Origin of the sequence: Thioalkalivibrio thiocyanodenitrificans ARhD 1 (genome assembly GCF_000378965.1) — a bacterium.
Taxonomy (GTDB): domain Bacteria; phylum Pseudomonadota; class Gammaproteobacteria; order Ectothiorhodospirales; family Ectothiorhodospiraceae; genus Thioalkalivibrio_A; species Thioalkalivibrio_A thiocyanodenitrificans.
The window spans coordinates 1,785,282-1,810,613 of sequence record NZ_KB900536.1 but is presented as its reverse complement, the minus strand read 5'-3'; the positions used below and the strand labels follow the sequence as shown (position 1 = coordinate 1,810,613).

The following is a 25,332-nucleotide window of genomic DNA, read 5'->3' as shown; positions in this document are numbered from 1 at the left end:
TCGAAGATTCCTTGTGGTGATTTCGGTCTTTCCTGCCCCGGTGGGGCAGGTCGCTCAGGGCGGGACGGAATCGGCGCCAGTCTCGGTGATCTGCCGGTAAAGATCCATCAGCGCGGGCAGCACCGCGTCCTCGTGGTAGACGTCCCGGTAACGGGCAAGCGCCCGTTCGGCCCGCAGATCGCGCTCCCCGGCGGATGCGGCCGCCCGTTGCATGCCCAGGGCAAGATCGCCGGCGTCGTTTACGCGGCAGAGCCAGGCGGTGGCGTCGTCGAGAATCTCCACGGGCCCCTGCGTGCGCGTGGAGACGATGGGAACGCCCCGGGCCATGGCCTCCAGCACCACGATCCCGAAGGGCTCGTCCCGGGAAGGCAATATGAACATATCGGCCCGGTCGAGTGCGCCCGGCACGTCGGAGATCCATCCGGGAAAGGTCACATGATCCGCCAGGCCCAGCTCCCGGGCGCGCGTGCGCAGGTGGGCCCGTTCCTCGCCGTCGCCGCCGATGCACAGGCGCGCACCGGGGTGGGTCTCGCGCAGCACGGAAAAGGCCTGCAACAACAGGTCGAAGCCCTTCTTATGGACCAGACGTCCGTAGCTGAGCCAGTTGAGCGCCGGCCGGCCGGCGGCGGGGCGGGTGGTGACCGGCGGCAGCGAGGAGAAGTTGGGGATCACCCGGATCCGGGCCGGGTCGATCCCCTTGCCGCGCAGATAGTCCCGTTGGCTGGCGGTGGTTACATTGAACCAGTCCACGTGCCGGTAGTACTTGAGCTTGACGTAGTTGTGGAGCTTGGTCATCACCGGCAGCCCCAGCCGGTGCGCCGCCTGTCCGCCCAGCCAGGCACCCCGCGCCAGATGGGCGTGCACCAAGTGCGGCCGGAATGCCGTGAGCGCCCGGCCGATGGCGCGGCGGGCCAGGGGATCCCAGGCGCCCATCACACGGATCGGCGTGAGCGCGACGCCCGGTGCCCCGACCAGCCGCTCATGGGCCGCGGATCCCCGCTGGCAGATGGCCTGCACCCCGTGCCCGCGCCTGGCCAGCGCGTTGCAAAGATCCACGAAATAGCGTTCGGCGCCGCCGAACCCCCCGCTCAGCATCACGTGGGTCACTCGCATGACGACACCCGTTGCGCATGGAGCGCGTCGTACTGGGCCAGGGTCTGCCGGCACATTCGCTCCAGGGTGAAGTCGTGCGCCACGGGAACCGGCGGCGGCCCGTTCCCGTGCCAGTCGGACAGCCGCCCGGCGAGCGCCTGTGTGTCGCCCGGCGGGATTCGCCCGGCGGGATAGATCATCGCCAGTTGCTCGCCCACGCCGCCGTGGTCATAGCCCATTACGGGTCGGCCGAGGCTCAGGGCCTCCAGGGTGGTGCGGCCGAAGGATTCCGGGGTGGTGGAGAGCGACAGCACCACCCCGGAGACGGACATGATCTCCCTGAGGTCGGAGCGATGTCCGGTGAAGGTGACGTGATCACCCAGGCCCAGGCGTTGCGCCCGGGTTTCGATCTCCTGCCGGTAGGCCTGCCTGCGGGCCGGCGCCTCGCCGACGATAAGGCCGTGGGCCGGTATGCCCCGGTCGAGCAGCCGGCGCAGGACCTCCAGCAGGTCGCCATGACCCTTCAGGCGGGTGATCCGCCCCGGGAGCGTGAGCACGTAACGGCCTTCCAGCTGCGGGTGTTCCCGGTGCCACGCCGACAGCCAGTCGGCGGGCGGCGTGTACCCGTGGGGATAGAGCGCCCGGTCGATGCCCCGGTGAATCACCGCCAGTCGTGCCGGGTCCGTGTCCGGGTAGTTGTCCAGCACGTAGCGACGCACGCTGTCGGAGACCGCGATGACCCGCTCGCCCCTCGTCATCACGGCGCTGTAGCGGTTGACCGAGTAGAATCCGTGCACCGTCGTGATGAATCCCGGGCGTGTGCGCGGGTCCATGCCCTTCCAGGCCAGGTAGGCCAGCCAGGCAGGCATTCGTGACCGGGCATGGACGATGTCCACCCGTTGATCGCACAGAAAGCGGCGCAGCCGGGGGACCAGCCTGAGCGTCCACAGGGACTTGCGGCCCACGGGCCAGTTGAAGTGCTCGCTCCCGGACCCCTGCAGCGGCGCCACGAGGCGGCCGCCCCGGGACATGACCAAGGAGCGGTACCCGTTTCCGGTGAGCGCCCGGGCGATCTCGAGCGTCCCTTTCTCGACGCCCCCCGATTCGAGTGCCGGAAGGATTTGCAGAACTGTCAGCACGCGGGGCCGCACCAGGGGTTTGGGGAAATCCGACATTCTATCCCATCAGCGCCCGGTACGCCGGACCGCCGCGACACGGCCTCCCGTCCCCGGCCCCGGGGCTTCGTTGACGGGGGGGGGATGGCATGTTAGAACCAACCCCTTTCAAGGCAGATCCCCCGCCGTGTCCGTCGAAAGCATCCAGCAGAGCATCGTCCGCAGCCTTGCCGCCAGCCACCGCAGGGAGCAGCCCTACCGGCACTGGATGATGCACAACGTGCTCCCCGAGTCCACCTGCCGTGACGTGGTTGCCCTGCCTGTGGATCCGCCAAAGATCGACGACACCCGGGGCAAGCGCGAGACCCACAACAGCCTGCGCCGCTTTTTCAACCGGGAGGCCAATCAGCGTTTCGAGGTGTGCCGGGAGACCGCCGAGGCCTTCCAGTCCCCCGAGGTGACGGGTGCCCTCGGGCGCTTCTTCGACGTGGATCTGACCGACACCAGCCTGCGCATCGAGCACTGCCTGGACACCGACGGGTTCTGGCTTGCACCCCATACGGACCTGGGGGTGAAGAAGTTCACCATGCTGCTGTACCTGTCCACGGATCCCGGCCACGAGGACTGGGGCACCGACGTGTACGCGGACGCGGATACACCGGCCGCGCGGGCGCCGGCCGAGTTCAACAGCGCCCTGGTGTTCGTGCCGTCGGATCACACCTGGCACGGCTTCGAGAAACGTCCCATTTCGGGCGTCCGGCGCTCCCTGATCATCAACTACGTGACCCAGGACTGGCGTGCACGCCACGAACTCGCCTTCCCCGAGCAGCCCGTCAGCGCCTGAGATGTCCGGCGCCCGTTGCTGGACCCTGACCACCGGCGAGGCCGGCATGACCAGTCAGGCCATCGGCCTGGCCGAAGCGGTGGGCCTGCCCTTCGAGCACAAGACCATCGGCCTGCGCGCGCCCTGGCGTTGGCTGCCGGGGCACCTGTGCCCCGGCGTGTTCCATGGACTGACGCCGGACAGTGATCCGGTGGAGCCGCCTTGGCCGCGGCTGCTCATCACCTGCGGCCGCCGCAGTGCCGCCCTGTCCATTGCCATCCGACGCCTGAGCGCCGGAAAGACGCTGACTGTCCATATCCAGGATCCGCAGATTCCTGCCCGTCACTTCGACCTGGTGGTGCCCCCCCGCCATGACGGTCTCGAGGGCGGGAACGTGTTGGCAACCCGGGGTGCGCTGCACCGCGTAACGCCGGAGAAACTCGCCGAGGCGGCACAGGCGCAGGGCGCCCTGTTTGCGGGGTTGCCGCGCCCCCTTGTGGCGGTCCTGGTGGGCGGCTCCAATCGCACCTGCAGGCTCACGCCCCAGGTCAGCACGTCCATCGGCAAGCAACTGGCCGCCCTGGCCCGCAACCACGGAGCGGGGATCGCCCTGACCCCTTCCCGCCGCACCGGAAGCGAGAATCTGGAGGCGCTGCGCGAGGCGCTGCGGGATGTGCCCCACTTCATCTGGGATGGCCAGGGGGAAAACCCCTACCTTGCCCTGTTGGGTCTGGCCGATCATATCGTCGTGACCGGGGATTCCGTGTCCATGGTGTCCGAGGCCGCCAGTACCGGAAAGCCCGTACACGTGGTGGACCTGGAAGGTTACAGCAAGCGGCTGGTGGTGTTTCATCACCAGCTGCGGCGGGAGGGCGTCACGCGTTCATTCCCCGGTCCGCTGGAGAACTGGAGCTATGAACCGGTGAACGATACCCCCAGGGTGGCGGCCCATATTCGCGGCATGCTTACGGACAGGTTCGGTTCGTCATGACGGATGCACCGGCCGGCGATGCCGATGGTACCGGGCCCGGCACCACGGAGCCGGACCTCTGGCGTGGCCACGTGGTGATCGGACGAAGCGCCAGCCGCATTTGTGTCCTGGACCCCGGGGACCCGGGGCGTTGCCTCAAGTTCGAACTGCCCCCGGAGGAACAGGGCCGCACCACCTGGCGGAACAGCCTGCGCCGCCGGATCGGGCGAGCCCTGCCTTACTTCGGATACACCTCGGCCGAGTGGCGCGCGTACTGCAGTCTGCGCCGCCGGCTTGGCCCTGTGCTGCACCGTCACGTGGCCGAGTGTTTCGGCCTGCTGTGGACGCCCGAGGGTGTGGCCCTGTGGTCGCGGCGCATCGTCAACGAGGACGGTACCCCTGCCCGCCGGCTGCATCACTGGCTGACGGTCGAGCGGCGCTATCGCGCCGACACCTTGCTCGAGGCGGTGGACCGCCTTGAGGCGTTTCTCCTGGAGCACTCGATCCCGCTGTTCGATCTGAACACCTACAACCTGCTCGTCTGCGAAGATGCGCACGGACAGGTGCGCCTCGTGAGCGCGGACATCAAGAGTGTGGCCCTGGGCAAGAAGCTGCTGCCGCTGTCCCGCTGGTTTCCGGTTCTGATGCGCCACAAGCTTCACCGGCGCGCCGCACGGCTCAGGTGCCGGATTCGAGAGGCGCCGGCACCGGCAGACGGTTGAGCCGGGCCGGATCGCCCGGGGGACCGGGCTCCTACGCTCCCGGGGTGTTGTCGTACACGTCATGGGCCAGGTGGCCGGCGGATGCGCTTCGGTTATCCGCCCTGCGGTTCTCGGTTCTCCTGTGAACCACTTGGTGGGACACGACACTAGGTCCGGCTGTAGGGGTCCGCCATTCCCTGCCTTTTCTTGAAGCGCCGGTGCGCCCAGAAGTACTGCTCCGGGGCCATGCGTACCGCATCCTCGATGATCGAGTTGATCCGGGCGGTGTCCCGCACCGGGTCGTCCGTCGGGAAATCCTGCAGGGGCGGATGGATAGTCAGGCGATAGGTCCCGTCGGCCTCGCGGATGCCGAAGAAGGGCAGCACCGGCGCGCCGCTGGCCCGGGCGATGCGGTGGGTGGCGGTCTGGGTCGCGGCGGGCTCACCGAAGAACGGCACGGTGACACTGTACCGCCCGCCCTTGCTCTGGTCCTGGGCATACCAGACCGGCAGATTGTCCTTCAGCGCCCGCAACAGGCCCTTGACGTCGTCCCGGCGGATGGACCGCTCGCAGTGAAGGCCACGGTTGCGCGCGAACAGGTATTCGATCACCGGGTTCTCATGGGGCCGGTACATGGCGGCGATCGGGTGGTGTGACAGGATCAGCAGGCGGCCTGCCAGTTCCAGGGTGGTGAAGTGGGCACTCAGCAGCAGTGCTCCCTTGCCCTGTGCCAGTGCGGCCTGCAAGTGGCCGAGCCCCTCGATGGTTGCCATCTTCCCGAAGCGCCGGTCGCTGCCCCACCAGGACAGGGCGGTCTCGAACAGCGCAAACCCCGCGGCCCGGAAATGCTCCCGCACCAGACGTGCCCGCTCGCCCTCACCGAGTTCGGGAAAGCACAGGTCGATGTTGACCCGCGCGATATGGCGGCGCCGCCGTCCCAACAGGTGAAACAGGTCTCCGAGGCGGTTGCCCAGCCAGTGCTGCGCCGCAAGCGGCAGGTGCGAGGCGGACCACAGGAGACCGACCGCGAGCCAGTGACCCCAGTACCGGGGCAGAAGCGGGGAATCGTGGCGGCGTTTTCGAGGCATGTGGCGGGCAATGTCCAAAAGATCGAATCATAACCCGGACAGCCCGGTCCACGGGTTGCGCCGGCAGGGACCGGGTGCCTGCGCATGCTACCATTCCGGGCCTGTCATGGCTGCCGGCATACCCTGACTTCATGTGGCGTGCGACGTATTCGATCCTGCTCTACCTGCTGTTGCCGCTGATTGCGGCCCGGCTGTTGTGGCGTGCGCGCCGGAACCCGGCGTATCTTCGGCGCTGGGGCGAACGCTTCCGCCCCGGGCCGCCCATGCCGGCGCGGCCCCGTCTCTGGCTGCATGCGGTGTCCGTGGGCGAGGTGGCCGCTGCGGTGCCATTGGTCGAAGCGCTGCGGTTGCGCTTTCCGGACCACGCTGTGCTGGTGACCACCACCACCCCCACCGGATCCGCCGAGGTGTGCCGCCGTTTCGGAGCACAGGTGGAACACCGCTACCTGCCCGTGGACCTGCCGCGCCTGACGCGGCGGTTCGTGAGGCGGGTCAATCCCCGTCTGCTGATCGTGATGGAGACCGAGCTCTGGCCGAATCTCTACGCGGCCTGCCGGTCCCTGGACGTGCCGGTGATGCTGGTCAACGGGCGCCTATCCGAGCAGTCCCTGAAGGGGTACCGCCGCGTCCGGCCGCTGGTGGCGGCAACCCTGCGCTGCGTCAGCGCGCTGGCGGCACGCTCCGATGCCGATGCGCGGCGCTTTTGCGAACTGGGGGCGGATGCCGCGCGTGTGCGTGTGCCGGGCAACGTGAAATATGACCTCCGGTCACCGGCCAACGGGAATTCCGCGGTACCACCGCGACCGGCGCCGGATCGGCCCGTGTGGATTGCGGCCAGCACCCACGAGGGGGAGGAGCAGCGTGTCCTCTCGGTCCATCGCTCCGTGCGCGAGCGGATTCCCGATGCCCTGCTGATTCTGGTGCCGCGCCATCCGGAGCGCTTCGAGGCGGCAGCCCGATTGTGCGGGCAGGCGGGCCTGCCGGCGGCCCGGCGTTCCCGGGGTGAAACGCCTGCCGCCGAGACCGCCGTGTGGCTGGGCGACACCATGGGTGAACTGCAGGACCTGTTCGGCCGCGCGGACGTGGCCTTCATGGGGGGCAGCCTGGTGCCCGCAGGGGGCCACAATCCCCTGGAGGCGGCGGTTCACGCCCTGCCCGTACTCACGGGTCCGCACGTGTTCAATTTCGGCGACGTGTTCGATGCTCTGCAGCAGGCGGGCGGTGCGCGGGTGGTGCCTGATGACGCGGCGCTGACCCGGGAGGTGATCGCGTTGCTCGGTGATGCCGGGGATCGCGCGCGCCGCGGCGAGGCGGCGGCCCGGGTGGTGGCCGTGAATCGGGGGGCGGTGGCGCGGGTGGCCGATTGGGTGGAGGAGATCGTGGGGCGTGAGGGGTGAGGCGTTTTGCCACAGAGGTCACAGAGGTCACAGAGAAAAAATCACTGAAGACCGAGTCTGTAATTCTTTTTGTGTAACTCCCTACGCCAGGGCTGCAACCGGAGTTTCACGCCTATCCCCTTACCCCTCCCGCCTCACACTCATTTGATGAGCGCCGTCAGGGCCTTGAACCGGGCATGCCGCGCATCGCGCAGCCATTCGAAGAGCACCGATTCGCAATTGGTCACCACCGCCCCGGCCTGGCGCAGGCGGTGCAGCGCGTTGACCTTGTTGGCGGGATTGCGCGAGCATGCGGCGTCCTCCACAACGAAGGGCTGGAATCCTGCCTCCAGCAGGTCCATGGCGGTCTGAAGGACACAAACGTGCGTCTCCATGCCGCACACCACGACCTGGGGCCGGCGCGCGGCGTTGAGGGCGTCCAGGATGCCGCTGTCGCCGCAGCAGGAGAAGGCGATCTTCTCCAGGATGCGCGTGGTGTCCGGGAACTGCCGGTGGAGGGCATCCACCGTGGGGCCGAGGCCCCTGGGATACTGTTCCGAAACCACAACCGGCACATCCATCTGGCCTGCGGCCTGTGCCAGGATGCCCGCGGCGCGAAGCGCCGATTCGCGTTCGGCGCTGTCCATGGCGCCCGCCAGGCGCTCCTGCATGTCCACGATCAGCAGCTGACTTCGGGCCGCATGGCAGAGCCGCGAACGGGCCACGGGATCAGTGGAGCCAGGCGTTGACGGCGTGGATGTCGCGCTCGTCCAATGTGCCTGCCGCCTGCTTGAGACGCAGGGTGTTGAGCACGAAGTCATAGCGGGCCTGGGCATAGTCGCGCTGGGCCCGGAACACCTCGCGCAGGGCCAGCAGCACGTCCACTGCCGTGCGGGTGCCCACCTCGAAGCCGGCTTCCGCGGCCTCGGCAGCCGCCTGGGTGGACTCCAGGGCGCGGTTCAGGGCCCGGACCCGGGATGCGCCGGACACCACCGACAGGTAGGCGCTGCGGGTCTGCTGCACCGTGCGGCGCTGGGTGAGATCCAGTGTCTCGCGGGCACTGTCGAAGCGTTCCCGCGATTCCCGGGTCAGTGAGGTGGTGCGGCCTCCGGTGTACAGCGGGACGCGCAGTTGCAGCGCGATCCGGGCGTCGCGTCGATCCAGGAACTGGGTGGTGCCGAGACCGGTGGGCGCACCGTGGTTGTCGACGTCCGAGTAGCTCGCCTGAAGACCCACGGTGGGGTAGTGGCCCGCCCGCTGACGCTGGATCTCCTCGGCGGCGAACTCGGTGGCAAAGCGCCGGGCGGTGAGCTCGAGGTTGCTGTCCACGGCGGTGGCGACCCACTGGTTGATATCGTCCGGCTCGGGGGTGGCCAACGGGGTGTCATCCCTCAGGCCGGACAGCACCTCGTAGTGCTGCCCGGTCACCACGGCCAGCTGCTCGCGGGCCACGTCCAGCTGGTTCATGGCGGCGATCTCCTGGGCCACCGCGATGTCGAACTGGGCCTGGGATTCCTTCACATCCGTAATGGCGATCAGACCCACCTCGAAACGGCGCTCGGCCTGCTCCAGCTGCCGGCCGATGGCTTCCTTCTCGGCCTCGGCGAAGGTGAGGTTGTCCTGGGCGGCCAGCAGGTCGAAGTAGGCCTCGGAGACCCGCAGGATCAGTCCCTGGCGGGCATTGTCCCGGAAGGCCGTGGCCTGGGCGATGCCCAGATCCGCCTGCCGCAGTGCCACGTAATTGCGATGATCATAGATGGATTGATTGAGGGTCACGTCGAAGGTGGTGGTGTCGAAGCTGCTGCTGGGCATGCCGGAGGGTTCCGTCCTGGTGCGCGCCTGGGAGGCGCCGGCCTCGACCTGGGGGAGCAGCACCGAGCGGGCCTGGGGCCGTGCCTCAAGCGCAGCCCGGTAGTCCGCCTCGGCGGCGCGCAGCTCCGCATCGTGATCCAGCGCCACCTGGTAGACCGACCACAGGTCGGCACTCTGGGCGACCGGGAGCATCCCTGCCGGGAGCAGAACCAGGGCGAAGAGGATCGTGCGCAAGCGGGCAGTCATGACAATCTCCTGCGGAAAGGGGTCGGATGGCCCCGGTCTCAAGTGGTTTTATATTAGCAGTACCTAATGTTTAATCGCCAATCCGTGTTTCCAAACGCGGCCGGTGACCCGCGCCTGCCACCGGACCTCGTGGGTTGCGTACCGGGTACAGGCCCTCATCAGTAGAGTGGAAGTGACCGATCCACTTCCCGTGCCCAGGCGTCGATGCCCCCGGCCAGATTGATGACCCGGGTGAACCCGTGGTGTTCCAGGAACCGGCCCGCGTTGTGGCTGCGTATGCCGTGATGGCATATGACCACGACTTCCTGGTCCGGGTCAGCGCGATTGACCATCTGCGGCACCTGGCCCAACGGCACCAGCGTGGAACCCTCGATGTGCGCGATCTCGAATTCCCAGGGTTCGCGCACGTCCAGCAGCAGGGGTGGCGTCGTGCTCTCGCGCAGGTGCGCTTCAAGTTGTCGCGGGGTGAACTGGCGCATGGGCCCTTATCGTGCCAACGCCTCGTGCGTTGCCCTCAGAACGTGAATGTCGGCTTTCGTTCAGTACCGCACAGCGGCTTCAGGCAGGTCTCGAACAGCTTCTCCCGGACGAACTCGTTCGGGCCCAGGCGCGTGACCCTCAACGCTTCCATGACCGGCGCATCGCCCACCACCACAAACAGGCGCCCGCCCGTGTTCAGCTGCTGCTCGAAGCACGCCCGGTACTCGGGAAGCGAGCCCGTTACGGCGATCACGTCGTAATGCTCGCGCTGCGCGGTCCAGCCATTGGCGGCGTCCCCCTGCTGCAGCGTGACGTTCAGCACGCCTGCCTGCTCGAGGCGTTTGAGGGCCGCGCGCCGGAAGTCATCGTGAATCTCCACGCTGTCCACGTGCGCCCCCAGCTTCGCCATGCAGCTCGTGACGAAACCGGAACCGGTGCCCACCTCCAGGCAGATATCCTCCGGCGAGATCTCCAGGGTCTGGAGCATCCGTCCTTCCACCCTGGGCGGCATCATGAACTCGCCGTGTCCCAGGGGGATTTCCAGGTCCGCGTAGGCCAGGTTGCGGTAAGTCTCCGGCACGAACAGCTCGCGGGGGGTCTGCCCGATCACGTCAAGCACCTTCTGATCCAGCACGTCCCAGGGGCGGATCTGCTGTTCGATCATGTTGAAACGGGCCTGTTCGAAGTTCATCGCGCATGGATCCTGAATGATGGGTGGGAAGGCCGCGGTCCGGATGTTTGCGGCACCCGGGGGCCTGCCGGCCATCCAAGGGTACGGGCAAGGCCCTCGACGGGCAAGTCGGGGCGGCGGCCAATCGCCGTAGCCCCCGAGTGATGCAGGGTGTGCGCACTGCTGGTAATGTTGCAAGGAATGAACGCCAGCGAGACCATACTCATCGTCGATGACGATCAGGGGCTTCGGGACCTGTTGCAGCGCTATCTCCAGGAGGATGGCTACCAGGCGGCGGCCGTTCCTGACGGTCGCGCTATGGACGAGTATCTGGTCGCGAACACACCCGATCTGATCATCCTCGACCTGATGCTCCCGGGTGAGGACGGCCTGACGATCGCGCGGCGCCTGCGCGCCCGGCACGACTGGCCGGTGATCATGCTCTCGGCGAGGGGCGAGGAGGTCGATCGCATCGTCGGCCTGGAGGTGGGCGCGGACGACTACCTGCCCAAGCCCTTCAACCCGCGTGAACTGCTGGCGCGCATCCGGGCGGTGCTGCGGCGCAGGGTCCGGCAGGAGATCGCGGCGGAGGATCATCGGCGTATCGTGGCCTTCGGCCCGTTCCGCCTCGATCTCGACGGCTACATGCTCACGCGGGACGGGGAGGAGGTCGCCCTTACGGCGGGGGATCTCGCCCTGCTGCGAGTGTTCGCCGAACACGCCAACAGCGTTCTGAGCCGCGACAAGCTCCTGGACCTGCTCAAGGGGTACGAACGTTCCCCTTTCGACCGCAGTGTCGACGTGCGCGTGACCCGCCTGCGGCGCAAGATCGAGGAAGACCCCGCCTCGCCGCGCTACATTCGCACGGTCTGGGGCGTGGGTTATGTGTTTACACCTTCCGGGCAGCGGCGATAAAAGAACCCGCCTCGTGGAGGCGGGTAAGCCCGTCAGACAACCGGTCGGACCCCGGGGGTAATCCATTCCCCGCGCGCTGTGTATCAGTAGGCCAGCCGGAACCGCTCCAGCTCCTCCCGGGTGATGTCACGGGGGCGTTTCATGGTCCAGGCCTCCTCCCCCACCCAGGTCTTGAAGATGGCCAGGTTCCTCTGGCGTTCCGCTTCGGTTTCACCGAGATGCTCGTACATGTTGCCCGGCTTCCCGTCGGCGGTGTTGGAGCCGTCGTCCAGGCGGCGCATCAGCGCGCCCGTGTCGGGCCATGCCACGAAGAAGATCAGGTCGGCATAGGTGTCCATGCGCGGCCCCTTGAGTTCGGCCTCGTAGCGCGCCTCATCCTCCTCGAAATCGCCCAGGTAAGGCGATTCGGCACCATGACAGGTGGCGCAGCGGTTCTCCCACAAGGGGCGCACGTGATCCCGGTAGGTGACTTCCGAGGCGGCCGTGCCGGTCATGGCCAGTCCGGTGACGACCGCGGCAAGGAGAAACGCGAGGTGTTTGCCCATGGATCCGCTCCCTCCGGGATCAGTGATGGTGGTGGCCGCTGTCCGACTCGCCCAGGCGGTTCAGGCCGGGGAAGCGGTCGCCGGCATAGCGGGCGTGGCAGACGGTGCAGCTCTCCACCAGCCTCGAGAAGTAGAAGGCCTGCAACTCGGGGTCCTCGTCCCGCCCGGCCTTCGCCAGTTTGTGCGCGGTGTCATGAAATGAGCCGTCCAGTTCGATGAATCCCGCGGGCGCGACCGCCATGAGTTCACTGCGGTCGGCCTCGGTGAGCTGCTGCTTGAGAATGAAGCTCCGGTAGATGTCGCGTCCGTTCTCGTAGACCGTCTGGTGGTCTCCGGCGGCGATGGCGATCAGGGCACGCTCCATGCCGGACTGGATGAGGTTCATTTCCTCGCGGAGCAGAGTCCGGAGTCGCTCGCTGAGCTGCGGTCCAAGGGCGGCCCGCTCCTCCTGTGCGTGTACGCCCGGCGTATGGGCCATAGTGACCAGGAGAACGACGAGGCCCGCGCCTGCGAGCACCTTGGTGATACTGTTTTTCATGTGCACACCTTTCTGATAACTGGATAACTGATGCCTTGCAACGCCATTGTGGCCCCGGTGCCGTTTCCCTTCTGTGTCCGGCCGGCGGGCAAGTGTTACAGGGTGTTACGAGGGGCTCCGCGCCACCAGCCGGCGGATGCGCGGAACCCCGGTTTGACGTACCCGGGGTTCCGGACGGCACCGTCAGCGGACACCCGGCGAGACGATCGGGTAGCCGTTGGACAGGGCGGTGAGGAAGACCTCTAGATCTACGTAGGCCGGATCGCCGGGGCGCAGCGGCATGACGCGCATCTGGCGGCTGCACAGCCCGATGCGCTCCTGCAGGGTCTCCACGGTCCCCCTGGGGCTGCGATACGTCGGGAAATGGGCGACGAAGGCGAACGGTGTCGTCGACGTCTGACCGCGCAACCTGCGTCCCATGACCGGTGTCCTGGGAGAGTGACAGGTGGCACAGGCGAAGTTGAACTGCCCCGCTTTCATGTAGAACAGGCCCTTGCCCCGTTCGTAGGCGATGCGCAGTGCCGGTTGCCCGATGTCCATGTCGATAGGCATGCCATGGCTCAGCGACTTGACGTACAGGGAGAGACGCGTGTTGCCCGGGCTGCCCTGGGGCAGTTCCTGCCCCGCGATTGCCTTGGCGCAGTGCTCGATCCGTCCCTCCAGGGTCCAGATGGCGTTCGTCTCCGGATCGTAGCGCGGGTACTGGGTGGCGGCCCCGACCAGATCGGCCTCGCCCCAGCCGATGCAGCCGGCGAACCCGGGATGCCGTTCGCTCAGTTCCCTGAAGGCCGCCTCACCCTCTTCCAGGTAGAAGTGCCCGCCGTGCAGCTCGTCGTACTCCAGGTCGCGATGCTTGTAGTTGAGCTTCCATTCGTTCTCCGGGTCCCCGACCCATGACAGGTGCCGGCGCAGGGTCTCCTCGTCCTTCCAGTAGCGCACGGTGCCGGAGAATTCCATGTCGGCGAGATGGCCGAGGGTCGGGTCGATGTCGTCGAAGGGTACGTATTCCCGTGCACCGCTCTGCTGGGCCGCCACCGTGCCCGCGCCAGCCGCCAGCGCGATGGCCACCAGTGCGCCGCCCACCCTGGCGCGCTTCGTTTGGGCGCCGATTCTGTTATGCATGTACATGGTTCACCTCGAGTTCTTCAGGTAGGAGACGATGTCCATGATCTCCTGTTCGGTCAGGATCTCGTTCGTGCCGAAGGGGGGCATGACGGTACCGGGAATGAAAGCGCGTTGATCGAAGATGCGCGCATAGATCTCCCCGTCGGATCGCCCCCACGTGGCGTACTGGCTCAGGTCCGGTGCCACCGTCCCTCCCTGGGTCCCGCCCTGCATCTCGTGGCAGGTCAGGCAGTTGCCCTTGCGCCGGTTGTGTGCCAGGGCGCGGCCCCGGTCCGGGTCGCCGGCAAGTGCCGCCGGCGGCTCGGCGGTGCGGGCCGGCCGGGTGGACAGGGCGCCGCAGGGCAACGTGTAGCTGTAACAGGGCCATTGTGCGAACGGCGGGCCGCCCGCGGGGCGGTTTGCCGGCGTGTCGGCGTAGGCCGACAGGCACAGGGTCAGCAGCGGAAGGGTTCGCATCAGGTGGCGAGTGATTCGTTTTGCGTACATGGTATCAATCCCTCGGGAAAGCCCCCGCGGGCCGCCTAGCATGAGTCTCGAGCGACCCGCGGGAATTCATCTGGATCCAGGCATGTGCCGGGTCCGCAGCGATCCCTAGGGCTCCTGGGAGAGCGGACTGTCAGGGGCCTGCGGACCCGGCTGGCGTCTAGAATCTGTGGAACAGGCCGAGCGAGATCCCCCCGGGGTTGTCACCGGCCTCCGGGACGTAATGCTCCCCGTGTCCCCAACGTCCCAGTGCGCGCCGGCTCGCGGCATCGTTGTCGATGGCGGCGTAGACGGCGTAGATCCGGGTTCGCTCGGACAGTGCCCGCCAGACCCCGGCGGTCCAGAGGCTGGCACCCGTGTCACTGGTTCCCGAGTAGGAGTCCACCTCCGAGTACAGGGCGCGCAGGGTGTAGGGGCCGGTCTTGTATGCGCCCCAAAGGCTCCAGGCGTCGCGGTCCAGATGGGGGGAGCGCGCCGCGTCACCGTCGATGATTTCGTATACGCCGCCGATCTGGAACTGACCCAGGTTGACACGTCCGCCCAGCCGCAGGGCGCTGCTGCCGTCGACCTCGTCGTGATCCTCGTAGGCCAGACCGATCTGATATTGGCCGGTGGTGTAGCGGACATTGGCGCTCCAGATGTCCTCGTCCCGGCCTTGCCCCCGGTAATCGGTGCTGTAGGCGATCATGCCCTGAAGCCCGTTCATGTTCGGCGTGGTGTACATCACCACGTTTCGCGAGCGCACGTTGTAATGTGCCCCCGGAACCTCCCCCGTGCCCATGAGGGTGCGGTTGTCCCCCAGTGTCGCCGCGAAGGGGTTGAGCTGGTCGTTGAACTGCTTGAACGGCGTGTCATGGATGCCGATGATGGCCCGCCCCCAAGGGCCGGTCAGTCCGGCAAAACTGTTGAAGGTCGTGAAGGTTGCACTGCCCGTGCCGTCCATGTTGATCACCTGTGCGATCTGCCACACGAAGCGCGAGTCCTCGCCCAGGTCCTCCGATCCGCGAAGGCCCAGTATGGAGGTGTTACTGGCGACGGCGCTGCGGGTCTCCGTGCCGTCGTCTACATGGTCAAACGAGAGGTGGATCTGACCCCAGATATCCACTTCCGCGTCGGCCCCGGTGGAAACCAGCAGGGTACCCGCCGCCAGCAGGGCGACGGCGCATTGCCTTGTTCTTGTTGCCTTCATCGTTACGATCCTCTCTGAGTGGTGGTTTGTATCCGCGCTCCGTTCGTTTTTTGATCGTTCCGTCGGTTGCTGCGGTCGGCGCCGGGGGCACACAGGACCCTTGCCGGTCCCGGGTGCCGCGCGCCCACCGCGCCTTTCACGGTCTTGCACCAAATACGCTGGATCGTTGTGGTTTCCGGTGTATTGCGGAGTCGCAACAGTTTGTTACCGAGTGATGACCGGCAGCCAAAAGCGCGCGACAATCGCCCCATCATCGTGGTGAACGTGAAATGACCATCCTCAGACCCCGCCTTCGCAGCCTGTTTGCACGTACCGCAGCGGCCATCGCCGTTGCGCTGATCGTGTACGACCTGTTCTCGCATGCCGTGCTGGGCCACTTTCTGATCAGCCCCATTGCGAGACGCTCTGCGGACGACCTGGCCGGGCTCATGACGCTCACCGCCGAGGTGTCCGCCGGCATGGTTGATCGGGGTGCGGACACATGGGGTCCGGCCCCGGTGGAGGGCGCGGGGCTCAGGCTGGCGGAGCCGGGCAGGCCGTTGACGCCGGCACGTTACAATCCGTACCTGGAGTTCCTTGAGGATGCGCTTCGGCGGCGCACGGGGGAGTCCGTTGTCATCGGGCAGGACCCGAATGGTTCCGATAAGTGGCTCTGGGTCGATATCGCGACCGCCTCCGGGGACGTGCGGCTCGGCTTCACTGCGCGTCGGCTCGAGGTCTATCCGGGCGCGGTGGTGGTGCTGCTGTTGCTCGTCGGCGCCCTGTTGACCTTCGGTACTGCCCTGGTTTACGTGCGCCGCATCACCCGTCCCCTGGCCCGCCTGTCCGAGGCTGCCGGGCGGGTGGGGCACGGCGAGTTCACCGCGCCCCTGCCCGAGACGGGGCCGGAGGAGATCGCCGGTCTGACCCGCACGTTCAACCTGATGACGCGGCAGGTGAAGGAGTTGCTTGCCGCGCGCACCACCATGCTCGCGGGTATTTCGCACGACCTGCGCACCCCGCTTTCGCGCCTGGGACTCTCGCTGGAGCTGCTGTCCGCGCGTTCGGACCCCCAGCTCATCGAGAGGATGCGCGGGGATCTGGAAGTCATGAACACCCTGATCGGGGAGTTCCTGGACATCGCGCGGGGCCTGGAGGCGGAGGAGAAGGTGCCGGTTGTGCTGCGGGAGATGCTGGACGCCATCGCGGACGATGCGCGGCGCAGCGGGGGAGCGGATGTGAGCGTGACGGGGCCGTCCTGCAGGATCGTCACGCGGCCCGTGTCGTTGCGCCGGGTACTGATGAACCTGCTGGACAACGCGTTGCGTTACGGCGGGGGCAAGCCGGTCGGGATCACGCTGCGCCGGGAGCCCGATGCCTGCGCCATTCATGTGCTGGATCAAGGCCCGGGGATCCCCGAGGCGGAGCGTGAGCTGGTGTTCCGGCCGTTCTATCGCATCGAGCAGTCCCGCAATTCCGACAGCGGGGGCAGTGGTCTGGGCCTGTCGGTTGCCAGGCAGCTTGCCGAGGTCAATGGCTGGGATCTGCAGCTGCTGCCGTGCCCGCAAGGCGGTACCGATGCCGTACTTCGTATTCCGGGTTCACAGCCCTGCGATCGGGCCACGATGCCCGATGGGGCGGCGACACCGCACACCTGACAGGTGTGCGGTGTCGCCGCCCCGTCGCGAGATCGGGCGGTTGCCGTCACTCGACCTCGACACGATAGGTGGCGTGACAGGCGACACAGGTGTTGAGCATGCCCGATAGACGGAACGTGAGCATGTCGGGGCTCTCTCCGGAACGCGCGGCAATGGAGATGGCATCGAAATCCTCGTGGGTCTCGGTGGCCCATTCCCGGAACTGCAGCGGCAGCTTGGCTACCGTTACCGCCGGTACCTGGTCCGCTGCATGTGTGCCCATGACGGTCGCCGCGCTGGACACCCGTTCCATGTCCTCGTTGGACAGGCCCTCGATGATCCCCTGGACCGCGACGAGCATCTCGCGCATCTCCCAGAGCACATAGTTCTTTTCCGTTTCGTTCAGTACCAGCGGAGCGCGGTGGTCGGTTTCGAACATATCCATGGTGATTTCGTGTGTGTCGGTTTCCGCTGTCGCCATGCCGATACCCACAGCGAGGGAAAGGCCCGCAAGGATTGGGCGGAAAAGGGGGCGTTGGCCGCCGGGACGCAAGAATGACATCGGGTGTTTCCTCTTCAGATGGCTGGAGCCAAGAGGTTGCCTGTGCGCGTGTTAGCACCGGATGTCAGGCTTCTGCGGATTTGTTACGAAATGTTACCGGAACGCGTAAACCACCGCCGGGTTTCGCGCCGGTAGGGGCAGGCTCCCGGGCGGGGGTGCCGTCGGAGGCCAGACGCTATGCCCGGATGGCTGTCATTGAAACGGTTTGTGACCGGCTCTGCTGCAAGTCCTTGACTTTCCTCGCCACTTGCCGCCTGCCACTTGCCAATGTTCCAGTAAGCCCGTCCGGGCTGCTATAGTTTCAAGCCACGACGAGGCTAGGGGTGCCCATCGGAGTAACCGAATGGGCTGAGATACACCCTTGGAACCTGAACCGGATCATACCGGCGGAGGGAAGCTTCGGAGCCCGCCCCAGCCGCTCCGTACCTTCCGCCTCTCCCCACGCGAGGTACACCATGAGCGCCATTCCCCAGGATTTCATCAACAAGACCAACCGGCTCTCCGGAGAGATCACCCGGCCATTCCCCAATTCCCGCAAGATCTTCATTCACGGGGCCCGGCCGGACATTCGCGTGCCGATGCGCGAGGTGGGTCAGGCGCCGACCCAGGCCTCCATGGGCGCGGAGGAGAACCCGCCCATCACCGTCTACGACACCTCGGGGCCCTATACGGATCCGGATGCGCGCATTGATCTCATGAAGGGGTTGCCGGCGCTTCGCGAGGCGTGGATCGAGGCGCGCGGGGATACCGAGCGACTGGATGGCCCCAGTTCCGAGTACGGCCGCGCCCGGGCCTCGGACCCTGAACTGGCGGCGCTGCGCTTCGAGCATATCCGTGCGCCGCGCCGGGCCCGTGCCGGGTTGAACGTCACCCAGATGCATTATGCCCGCCGGGGCATCATCACCCCGGAGATGGAGTTCGTGGCCATCCGCGAGAACTGCAGGCTCCGGGAGATGCGTGCCGACCCGCGTTACGCCAGACTGCTTCGCCAGCATCCGGGCGAGTCCTTCGGCGCGAGCATCCCCGGGGAGATCACGCCCGAGTTCGTGCGTGACGAGGTGGCCGCCGGCCGGGCGATCATCCCCAGCAACATCAACCACCCGGAGCTGGAGCCCATGATCATCGGGCGCAACTTCCGGGTGAAGGTGAATACCAACATCGGCAACTCCGCGGTCACCTCCGGCATCGAGGAGGAGGTGGAGAAGCTGGTGTGGTCCTGCCGCTGGGGCGGCGATACGCTGATGGATCTGTCCACCGGCAAGAACATCCACGAGACCCGGGAATGGATCCTGAGGAACAGCCCGGTACCCATCGGCACCGTACCCATCTACCAGGCCCTGGAGAAGGTCAACGGCAAGCCCGAGGATCTCACCTGGGAGCTGTTCCGGGACACCCTCATCGAGCAGGCGGAGCAGGGGGTGGATTACTTCACCATCCATGCGGGCGTGCTGCTGCGCTACGTGCCGCTCACCGCCGACCGGGTCACCGGCATTGTCTCCCGGGGCGGCTCCATCATGGCCAAGTGGTGCCTGGCCCATCACCGCGAGAGTTTCCTCTACACCCGTTTCGAGGAGATCTGCGAGATCATGAAGGCCTACGACGTGGCCTTCAGCCTCGGTGACGGCCTGCGCCCGGGCTGCCTCGCGGACGCCAACGACGCCGCCCAGTTCGGCGAACTGGAGACCCTGGGCGAGCTGACGAAGATCGCCTGGGAGCACGACGTGCAGGTGATGATCGAGGGCCCCGGTCACGTGCCCCTGCACATGGTGAAGGAGAACGTGGACAAGGAGCTTGAAGACTGCTGCGAGGCGCCCTTCTACACCCTGGGGCCTTTGGTCACCGACATCGCGCCGGCCTACGATCACATCACCAGCGGCATCGGTGCGGCCAACATCGGCTGGTACGGCACCGCCATGCTCTGCTACGTGACGCCCAAGGAACACCTGGGTCTGCCCAACAAGCAGGACGTGCGCGATGGCATCATCACCTATCGCATCGCCGCCCATGCGGCCGATCTCGCCAAGGGCTTCCCCGGTTCGCAGGTGCGCGACAACGCCCTCTCCAAGGCGCGTTTCGAGTTCCGCTGGGAGGACCAGTTCAACCTCTCGCTCGACCCCGAGCGGGCCCGGGATTTCCACGACGAGACCCTGCCCAAGGAGGCCCACAAGGTGGCGCACTTCTGCTCCATGTGCGGCCCCAACTTCTGTTCCATGAAGATCACCCAGGACGTGCGTGACTACGCCGCAAAACAGGGCATCAGCGAGCAGGAGGCCCTGGAGAAGGGCATGCAGGAGAAGGCGGTGGAGTTCGTGACGAAGGGCGCGCAGATCTACCGGGAGGTATGAATACCGCGGGCCCTGTGCGTTTCTGCTGTCTGGTTGACGCGGGCGCAGGTGCCAACTATTAAGGTTAAGGTGATGAGTGTCAACGACGCCAGTCGGGAGGACCTGTCATGGCAGATGAACCACTGACGTGTGCCCGGGTATCCGGCACGGTTGCCGGCGGGCAGCCGTCTGATGCCCCCGGGTCAGGCGAATCAACCAGCAGAGAAGAGGTGATCAGGATGAGTGTGCGTGTCGGACAGAAGGCGCCCGACTTCACCGCACCCGCCCATTACAAGGGCGGTTTCACCAGCGTGACGCTGTCGGAGTATGCGGGCAAGTGGGTGATGCTTTGTTTCTATCCAGGTGATTTCACCTTCGTCTGAGCTACTGAAGTGTCGGCGGTCGCCGCAAACTATCAGAAGCTGCAGGATCTGGGTGTCGAAGTCATCTCGGTCAGCGTGGACAGTCATTTCGTCCACAAGATCTGGAATGAGGAGGAGTTGGACAAAATGGTGGAAGGGGGCGTGCCCTTCCACATGGTCGCCGACCAGGCAGGTCATGTCGGTCGCGCGTACGGGTGCTGGGACGAAAATCAGGGGGTGGAACTCCGCGGCCGCTTCATCATTGATCCCGATGGCGTGATCCAGGCCATGGAGGTGATGACACCGCCGGTCGGACGCAAACTTGCCGAGACCATACGTCAGATTCAGGCGTTCCAGCACATACGTGCTACCGGAGGCAAAGAGGCCTGCCCCGCCGGCTGGGAGCCGGGCAAGCCAACCCTCAAGCCGGGGCCGGACCTGGTCGGGAAGGTCTGGAAGGTCTGGAACCCATCCATGGAATAGCCGGATCGTTCCGGCACGCGAGGATGAAAACCCCGCCCCCGAGGCGGGGTTTTCATGTGGTTGATTCGCCGGCTGTGACCTCCTGCGCTTGCTGGCTCCTCCTATCCGCCCCCCGGGTTCTTATCGTCAACGCCCGTGCGCTATGCTGGGCCGCGACGCCCACATCCGGAGCCATAGATGACCCAGCCCAGGAGCGCTGCCCGTACGCCCATCGCCGTCGAGCTCAAGGCCGGCAAGGAGTACTACTGGTGCAGTTGCGGCCGATCAAATAACCAGCCCTTCTGCGACGGCTCCCATGCGGGCACGGATTTCACCCCTGTGGCATTCACCCCGGACGAGGACGGTGAGGCACATCTGTGCCGCTGCAAGCATACCGGCAATCCGCCCTACTGCGACGGCAGCCATGCCGGGCTCGACGACAAAGAAGATTCCGGCGGCGGCGAGGGATCGGACAGCGATCGCGCATCCGTAAAGGCCACCCGCGAGGAACCCACCCTCGAACGGATCCACGAACTGGCCCGCCACGGCCTGGAGCGAACCGGACCCCACGGCGAGACCGTGGCCATGGGTGTGCCCCGGATCAACTTGCCCCGCTGGGACGACATCCAGATCCTCACCGCCCAGTTGGCCACCCGGCCGTTAGCCGAAGATGCGGGTGTGGGCACGGAACTCGTGATCGGCCCGCGAGCGCAACGTCCGTTGCGGCTCGATATCCCCTTGTTCGTTTCCGACATGAGTTTCGGTTCGCTGTCCAGGGAGGCCAAGCTGGCGTTGGCGAAGGGTTCGCGCAAGGCCGGTACGGGCATCTGCTCCGGCGAGGGCGGCATGATGCCAGGGGAACGCGAGGCCAATCCCGATTACCTGTATGAGCTCGCATCGGCGAAGTTCGGGTATGACGAGTCGTTGCCGGAGAAGATCAGTGCGTTGCATTTCAAGGGCGGACAGGCGGCCAAGACCGGCACCGGCGGCCACCTGCCCGGGCGCAAGGTCACCGAGGAGATCGCCAGGGTGCGCGGTCTCGCGCCCGGTCAGGATGCCATCTCCCCGCCCACGTTCACCGACCTGATCACTCCCGATGATTTCCGGCGCTTTGCCGACCGGGTGCGCGAGGTCAGCGGCGGTATCCCCGTCGGCTTCAAGCTCTCGGCCAATCACATCGAAGCGGACATCGATTTCGCCCTTGAGGCCGGGGCCGACTACATCATCCTGGATGGGCGGGGCGGTGCCACCGGGGCCGCGCCGCGGCTGTTCCGGGATCATATCTCCGTGCCCACCATCCCCGCCCTGGTGCGCGCCCGCCGGCATCTGGATGAACGCGGGGCGGAGGATGTCACTCTCATCATCACCGGCGGACTGCGCCTTCCGGAGGATTTCATCAAGGCGATGGCCCTTGGGGCAGACGGCATTGCGATCGCCAACAGCGCCATCCAGGCGGTGGGCTGCGTCGCCGCGCGCATGTGTCACACCAACCAGTGCCCCTCCGGCGTCGCCACCCAGGACCCGGCGTTGCGCCGGCGGCTCGATGTGGACGAGGGGGCCGAGCGGCTTGCGCGATTCCTGGAAAGCGCCGTGGCGCTCATGCAGGTGATGGCCCGCGCCTGCGGCCATGATCACCTGTCCGGGTTCAACCGCAATGACCTGACCGCCTGGAAGCGGGACATGCGCGAGCTGACGGCATTGGAGTAGGACCGACCCTGCGGGGCGGTCAGAGGCAAGAGGCAAGATACAAGATACAAGCAAGAGACATCGGCCTTCACCCGCCTGTATCTTGCCTCTTGTATCTCATCACTGGACCTCCCGACGCCATGATAGATGATGGCTATCATAATAATTCAAACAATCAACTTCAGTAACGATTCTCATTTGGCTAGGCTCATCATCAAGGAAACAGAACTGATGAGGAAATGCCGCCATGATCAAGACAGCAAGCTTTGCCGTTGTGCACTTCAGCGTGGCCTTCGGGGTCGCCTTCGCGCTGACCGGCAGCGTGGTGATCGGTGGCCTGGTGGCACTGGTGGAACCCATGGTCAACACCGTGGCCTACCACTTCCACGAGAAGGTCTGGGAGCGCATCCGTGCCCGTCGGGCGGCCCGGGTGTCTCCCGGCTCCCAGGGGCCCATGATGGTCGCCTGAAGCAAGCGAACCGTGAAGGGCGCACAGATATGCGCCTCCTGCGGTCTGGTTTTTCCATGACCAAATGCGATCGGCCCGAGAGTGGGCCGCCGGGGATGGACAGGACACCATGAGCACCACGCTGCGTATCGCCAGCAGGGCGGAACTGCCTGATATCAACGGCGTCATCGAGCGTGCCGTCATGACGTGGCGGCTGCCTGAACGGGTCAAGCGGCTGAGTCTGCCTCTGTACCGCTACGACGAGACGGACCTGGGGCACCTGGAGGTGTGCGTCGCGGAGGACGAAGCGCGCATCGCGGGCGTGGCCGCCTGGGAGCCTGCGGAGACGTCGGACCTGCCGGCGGACCGGCGCGGTCTGCTGCTGCACGGTCTCTACGTGGACCCGGAGCGGCAGCGCCGGGGGATCGGCAACCGCCTGCTCGGCGCCTGCGTGGAACGCGCCCGCGCACTGGGTCTGGATGGTGTGCTGATCAAGGCCCAGTCGGATGCCGAGCCGTTCTTCGAGAAGCAGGGCCTGGAGCGCCTGCCGGTGCGCGACGAATCCCGGGACTATGTCCTGCGCTTCTGGCAGGATGCATGATCTTCAAGTAACGAATGGAAAGCCTTTGTCGGCAACGGCCCATTCGCCCGGGGAACGGGGTTTTGGGCGGGTTTCGCCCAGCGGCCCGGGTTCCTGCGGGGTGACGTGATCGCGTGGATGTCCATGGATCCTCTGCGAGGATCGAAGCCACCGGGAACGTCGAGGAGCCCAAAAAGAGAACCCCGCACGAGGCGGGGTTCGGGGTATCTGCTTTCGGCAGACTGATCTTACAGGGGCTTGACGTTGGCTGCGGCCAGACCCTTGGGACCGTTGGTCACCTCGAAGGAGACCTGCTGGCCTTCGGCCAGGGTGCGGAAACCGCTGGCCTCGATGGCGGAGAAATGCACGAACACATCCTTGCTGCCATCTTCGGGGGTGATAAAGCCGAAGCCCTTGCTTTCGTTAAACCACTTCACAGTGCCTGTAGACATAATTGAATCAACCTCAAAAAATAATCAGGAAAACAAACGTTGATGCAGCGAATTCCTGGAGAACGACGGGCGGGAGTGACTGCGGTAACGAAACTACAGGGGACTTCCGACTCTGACTGCAAGAACAGACTGCAGCCCGCACTATACGCTGCCGCTGCGGCGATCGCCAGTAAAATGTTTCGGGAACTCCGGGCACCTGGCGTTCGGCGAAGATGTCGATGGATGGGCTACGGCTGAAGGTGTTCCCGCAAGGTACGACCGGCTCCAGTGCGGCGGGCATCGCGGGCGTGACCATTCGGGCGCGCGATCATGACCGGTTTACCGCTGTACTTCCTCCAGGCGCCACGCGGCCGCCGAGCCGGCCAGTCCCATGAGGCCAAGCAGCGCAATGGTCGCGGCCACCCCGGCGATATCGGCCACGAGACCGAACAGCCCACCGACCAGCAGCAGCGCGCCCACCACCGTATTGCTCACCGCCACGTAGGCGGCCCGGGTGTCCTGGGTGGCCATGTCCACCAGGTAGGTCTTGCGGCCCAGCCGCACCCCGGAATGGGCGATCCCGATCACCAGGAACAATGCGGCGAACAGGTAGGGACTCCGGGTCCACGCGGCGTCGAGCCAGGTGAGCGCGAACACCATCAGGCCCAGGACACCGGCCAGCACGCCCGAGGCCACCAGCACCAGTCGGCTGGAGCGGTCTGACAACCGGCCCCAGACGGGTGCGCTCAAGCCGCCCGCCAGGCCGGTGGCAATGATCATCAGGCCGAGACTGCCCAGATCTCCGTCCGTCTCCCGCTGGGCGAGCATCACATAGAAGGGCATGGCCAGCGCCGTGCTCATGAGCAGAGAGCGGGTGAGCACGAAATGCCGGAACAGAGGATCGTGCTTCATCAGACCCAGCGAGCGGATCGCCTCGCTGACCGCATTGCCGCCGCCTTCGGTGGCACCGGGGACCTCCTTGACCGCTGCGAAGATGCCGCCGGCGGCGAACCACAGCACCCCGGCAGCCACCAGCAGCAGGGCGAAGAATCCGGTGCTGGCGGCCTGCTCCGCCTGCAGGGTCACCCAACCGCCAACCCCCAGTGTGGCAAATCCGGCGAGTGCCGCCGCATAGCCCATCACGGTGCCCCGCCGTGTCTTGGAGATGGTCTTGCCGAGCACGTCCTTGGAGGCCACGGAGCTGACGCCCCGCGACAATGCAAACAGGGCCAGCAGGCCCAGAAGCGCCCAGCCGGCGGCGGCGCCCGAGAGGGTCAGGGCCACCACGGCCATGCCCAGCGCGGAGACTCCCTGTCCGATGCTGCCACCCACCCAGAACCACTTGCGGACGGCGGCACGCCGGATATGGCTGGCCACGAACAGCTGCGGCAGCAAAGACCCCGATTCGCGTACCGGCACCAGGAAGCCGGCGAGGAAGGCCGGCGCGCCCAGCGCGGACATGAGCCAGGCCAGTACCAGCTTGGCGCTGGCCAGCTCGTCGCCGATTTTGCTGGCGGTGTTGGAGACGATGTGCAGGAAGAAGTTGCGCGGCATCTCCCGGCAGGCGCTTTCCGGGATGTCCTTGCAGACCCGGGCGTCCTCGTCGCCCGCGACCAGGTCGTAGAGGCTGACCACGGGGCGCGGTGGGTGGCCTGGGGGATGCACTAGTGTCGTGCCCCGTGAGTATCCTGCA

26 protein-coding genes and 1 riboswitch are annotated in these 25,332 nt (G+C 66.3%); of the genes, 11 read left to right on the top strand and 15 right to left on the bottom strand.

The features are described from left to right. Positions 1–54: 54 nt before the first annotated feature. Both THITHI_RS0108510 and THITHI_RS0108505 read right to left on the bottom strand, forming a co-directional pair. Complete coding sequence (locus tag THITHI_RS0108510; protein WP_033336923.1) at positions 55–1,113, bottom strand: glycosyltransferase; 1,059 nt, start codon at positions 1,111–1,113, stop codon at positions 55–57. Beyond that, positions 1,104–2,267, bottom strand: a complete 1,164-nt coding sequence (locus THITHI_RS0108505; RefSeq protein ID WP_018232658.1) for a glycosyltransferase family 4 protein — start codon at positions 2,265–2,267, stop codon at positions 1,104–1,106. The genes THITHI_RS0108510 and THITHI_RS0108505 overlap by 10 nt, the downstream gene beginning before the upstream one ends. Before the next feature lie 127 nt (positions 2,268–2,394). Between THITHI_RS0108505 and THITHI_RS0108500 the strand changes: the two genes are divergently transcribed. From THITHI_RS0108500 to THITHI_RS0108490, 3 genes are read left to right on the top strand one after another with little or no spacing between them, the layout of a single operon-like run. Next, positions 2,395–3,051 (top strand): 2OG-Fe(II) oxygenase, encoded by a 657-nt coding sequence (locus tag THITHI_RS0108500; protein WP_018232657.1) that lies wholly within the window; start codon positions 2,395–2,397, stop codon positions 3,049–3,051. 1 nt (position 3,052) lies between these two features. Beyond that, positions 3,053–4,021, top strand: coding sequence for a mitochondrial fission ELM1 family protein (locus THITHI_RS0108495; protein ID WP_018232656.1), 969 nt, complete (start codon positions 3,053–3,055; stop codon positions 4,019–4,021). Beyond that, entirely contained in the window at positions 4,018–4,722 is a 705-nt protein-coding gene (locus tag THITHI_RS0108490; RefSeq protein ID WP_018232655.1) for a YrbL family protein, read from the top strand. Before THITHI_RS0108495 ends, THITHI_RS0108490 begins: the two co-directional genes overlap by 4 nt. Before the next feature lie 146 nt (positions 4,723–4,868). Here THITHI_RS0108490 and lpxL read toward each other — a convergent pair whose 3' ends face one another. Next, positions 4,869–5,789, bottom strand: coding sequence for an LpxL/LpxP family Kdo(2)-lipid IV(A) lauroyl/palmitoleoyl acyltransferase (lpxL, locus tag THITHI_RS0108485; protein WP_083908775.1), 921 nt, complete (start codon positions 5,787–5,789; stop codon positions 4,869–4,871). Positions 5,790–5,920: 131 nt separating this feature from the next. On the opposite strand from lpxL, the gene waaA reads away from it, so the two are divergent. Beyond that, complete coding sequence (waaA, locus tag THITHI_RS0108480; RefSeq protein ID WP_018232653.1) at positions 5,921–7,186, top strand: lipid IV(A) 3-deoxy-D-manno-octulosonic acid transferase; 1,266 nt, start codon at positions 5,921–5,923, stop codon at positions 7,184–7,186. Between the two features lie 140 nt (positions 7,187–7,326). Here waaA and THITHI_RS0108475 read toward each other — a convergent pair whose 3' ends face one another. The 4 genes from THITHI_RS0108475 to THITHI_RS0108460 form a co-directional block, all read right to left on the bottom strand. Beyond that, positions 7,327–7,890, bottom strand: coding sequence for a hydrolase (locus THITHI_RS0108475; RefSeq protein WP_018232652.1), 564 nt, complete (start codon positions 7,888–7,890; stop codon positions 7,327–7,329). Between the two features lie 4 nt (positions 7,891–7,894). Next, on the bottom strand, positions 7,895–9,223 hold the full coding sequence (locus tag THITHI_RS0108470; RefSeq protein ID WP_018232651.1) for a TolC family outer membrane protein: 1,329 nt from the start codon (positions 9,221–9,223) through the stop codon (positions 7,895–7,897). A gap of 158 nt (positions 9,224–9,381) precedes the next feature. After that, on the bottom strand, positions 9,382–9,702 hold the full coding sequence (locus THITHI_RS0108465; RefSeq protein WP_018232650.1) for a rhodanese-like domain-containing protein: 321 nt from the start codon (positions 9,700–9,702) through the stop codon (positions 9,382–9,384). Between the two features lie 35 nt (positions 9,703–9,737). Further along, positions 9,738–10,394, bottom strand: coding sequence for a protein-L-isoaspartate O-methyltransferase family protein (locus tag THITHI_RS0108460; RefSeq protein WP_018232649.1), 657 nt, complete (start codon positions 10,392–10,394; stop codon positions 9,738–9,740). 180 nt (positions 10,395–10,574) lie between these two features. Here THITHI_RS0108460 and THITHI_RS0108455 point away from each other — a divergent pair, with 180 nt between their 5' ends. Further along, positions 10,575–11,288 carry a response regulator gene (locus THITHI_RS0108455; RefSeq protein ID WP_018232648.1) on the top strand — a complete coding sequence of 238 codons (714 nt, stop codon included), beginning with the start codon at positions 10,575–10,577 and terminating at the stop codon, positions 11,286–11,288. A gap of 83 nt (positions 11,289–11,371) precedes the next feature. Here THITHI_RS0108455 and THITHI_RS0108450 read toward each other — a convergent pair whose 3' ends face one another. The 5 genes from THITHI_RS0108450 to THITHI_RS0108430 all read right to left on the bottom strand — a co-directional run bounded on the left by THITHI_RS0108450 (position 11,372) and on the right by THITHI_RS0108430 (position 15,168). Next, a complete protein-coding gene (locus tag THITHI_RS0108450) occupies positions 11,372–11,833 on the bottom strand; it encodes a hypothetical protein (RefSeq protein ID WP_018232647.1) in 462 nt (153 codons plus the stop codon). A gap of 19 nt (positions 11,834–11,852) precedes the next feature. After that, positions 11,853–12,371 carry a hypothetical protein gene (locus THITHI_RS0108445; protein ID WP_018232646.1) on the bottom strand — a complete coding sequence of 173 codons (519 nt, stop codon included), beginning with the start codon at positions 12,369–12,371 and terminating at the stop codon, positions 11,853–11,855. Between the two features lie 183 nt (positions 12,372–12,554). Further along, the gene (gene soxA / locus THITHI_RS0108440) at positions 12,555–13,493 is read right to left on the bottom strand and encodes a sulfur oxidation c-type cytochrome SoxA (protein WP_033337139.1); all 939 of its coding nucleotides are present in this window, start codon (positions 13,491–13,493) and stop codon (positions 12,555–12,557) included. Between the two features lie 9 nt (positions 13,494–13,502). After that, positions 13,503–13,982: a sulfur oxidation c-type cytochrome SoxX gene (soxX, locus tag THITHI_RS18725; RefSeq protein ID WP_198005593.1), complete on the bottom strand. Its 480-nt coding sequence runs from the start codon at positions 13,980–13,982 to the stop codon at positions 13,503–13,505. Positions 13,983–14,139: 157 nt separating this feature from the next. After that, complete coding sequence (locus THITHI_RS0108430; RefSeq protein WP_018232643.1) at positions 14,140–15,168, bottom strand: porin; 1,029 nt, start codon at positions 15,166–15,168, stop codon at positions 14,140–14,142. 269 nt (positions 15,169–15,437) lie between these two features. Here THITHI_RS0108430 and THITHI_RS18720 point away from each other — a divergent pair, with 269 nt between their 5' ends. Continuing rightward, on the top strand, positions 15,438–16,805 hold the full coding sequence (locus tag THITHI_RS18720) for a sensor histidine kinase (RefSeq protein ID WP_018232642.1): 1,368 nt from the start codon (positions 15,438–15,440) through the stop codon (positions 16,803–16,805). 46 nt (positions 16,806–16,851) lie between these two features. Here THITHI_RS18720 and THITHI_RS18715 read toward each other — a convergent pair whose 3' ends face one another. Continuing rightward, positions 16,852–17,229, bottom strand: a complete 378-nt coding sequence (locus THITHI_RS18715) for a hypothetical protein (RefSeq protein WP_156820505.1) — start codon at positions 17,227–17,229, stop codon at positions 16,852–16,854. Between the two features lie 426 nt (positions 17,230–17,655). Continuing rightward, positions 17,656–17,758, top strand: a riboswitch (TPP riboswitch). A gap of 43 nt (positions 17,759–17,801) precedes the next feature. On the opposite strand from THITHI_RS18715, the gene thiC reads away from it, so the two are divergent. The 5 genes from thiC to THITHI_RS0108385 all read left to right on the top strand — a co-directional run bounded on the left by thiC (position 17,802) and on the right by THITHI_RS0108385 (position 23,229). Beyond that, on the top strand, positions 17,802–19,691 hold the full coding sequence (gene thiC, locus THITHI_RS0108410; RefSeq protein ID WP_018232639.1) for a phosphomethylpyrimidine synthase ThiC: 1,890 nt from the start codon (positions 17,802–17,804) through the stop codon (positions 19,689–19,691). Between the two features lie 107 nt (positions 19,692–19,798). Further along, positions 19,799–20,515, top strand: a complete 717-nt coding sequence (gene prxU / locus THITHI_RS20805; protein ID WP_156820504.1) for a thioredoxin-dependent peroxiredoxin — start codon at positions 19,799–19,801, stop codon at positions 20,513–20,515. Between the two features lie 177 nt (positions 20,516–20,692). Next, a complete protein-coding gene (locus THITHI_RS0108395; protein ID WP_018232636.1) occupies positions 20,693–22,201 on the top strand; it encodes a glutamate synthase-related protein in 1,509 nt (502 codons plus the stop codon). Between the two features lie 226 nt (positions 22,202–22,427). Then, positions 22,428–22,649 (top strand): DUF2061 domain-containing protein, encoded by a 222-nt coding sequence (locus tag THITHI_RS0108390; protein WP_018232635.1) that lies wholly within the window; start codon positions 22,428–22,430, stop codon positions 22,647–22,649. Positions 22,650–22,758: 109 nt separating this feature from the next. Beyond that, a complete protein-coding gene (locus THITHI_RS0108385; protein WP_026186181.1) occupies positions 22,759–23,229 on the top strand; it encodes a GNAT family N-acetyltransferase in 471 nt (156 codons plus the stop codon). Positions 23,230–23,456: 227 nt separating this feature from the next. Here THITHI_RS0108385 and cspE read toward each other — a convergent pair whose 3' ends face one another. Together cspE and THITHI_RS0108375 are read right to left on the bottom strand one after the other, a co-directional pair. Further along, entirely contained in the window at positions 23,457–23,660 is a 204-nt protein-coding gene (gene cspE / locus THITHI_RS0108380; RefSeq protein ID WP_018232633.1) for a transcription antiterminator/RNA stability regulator CspE, read from the bottom strand. A 318-nt stretch (positions 23,661–23,978) separates the two neighbouring features. Then, positions 23,979–25,304: an MFS transporter gene (locus THITHI_RS0108375; RefSeq protein WP_026186180.1), complete on the bottom strand. Its 1,326-nt coding sequence runs from the start codon at positions 25,302–25,304 to the stop codon at positions 23,979–23,981. Positions 25,305–25,332 lie beyond the last annotated feature (28 nt).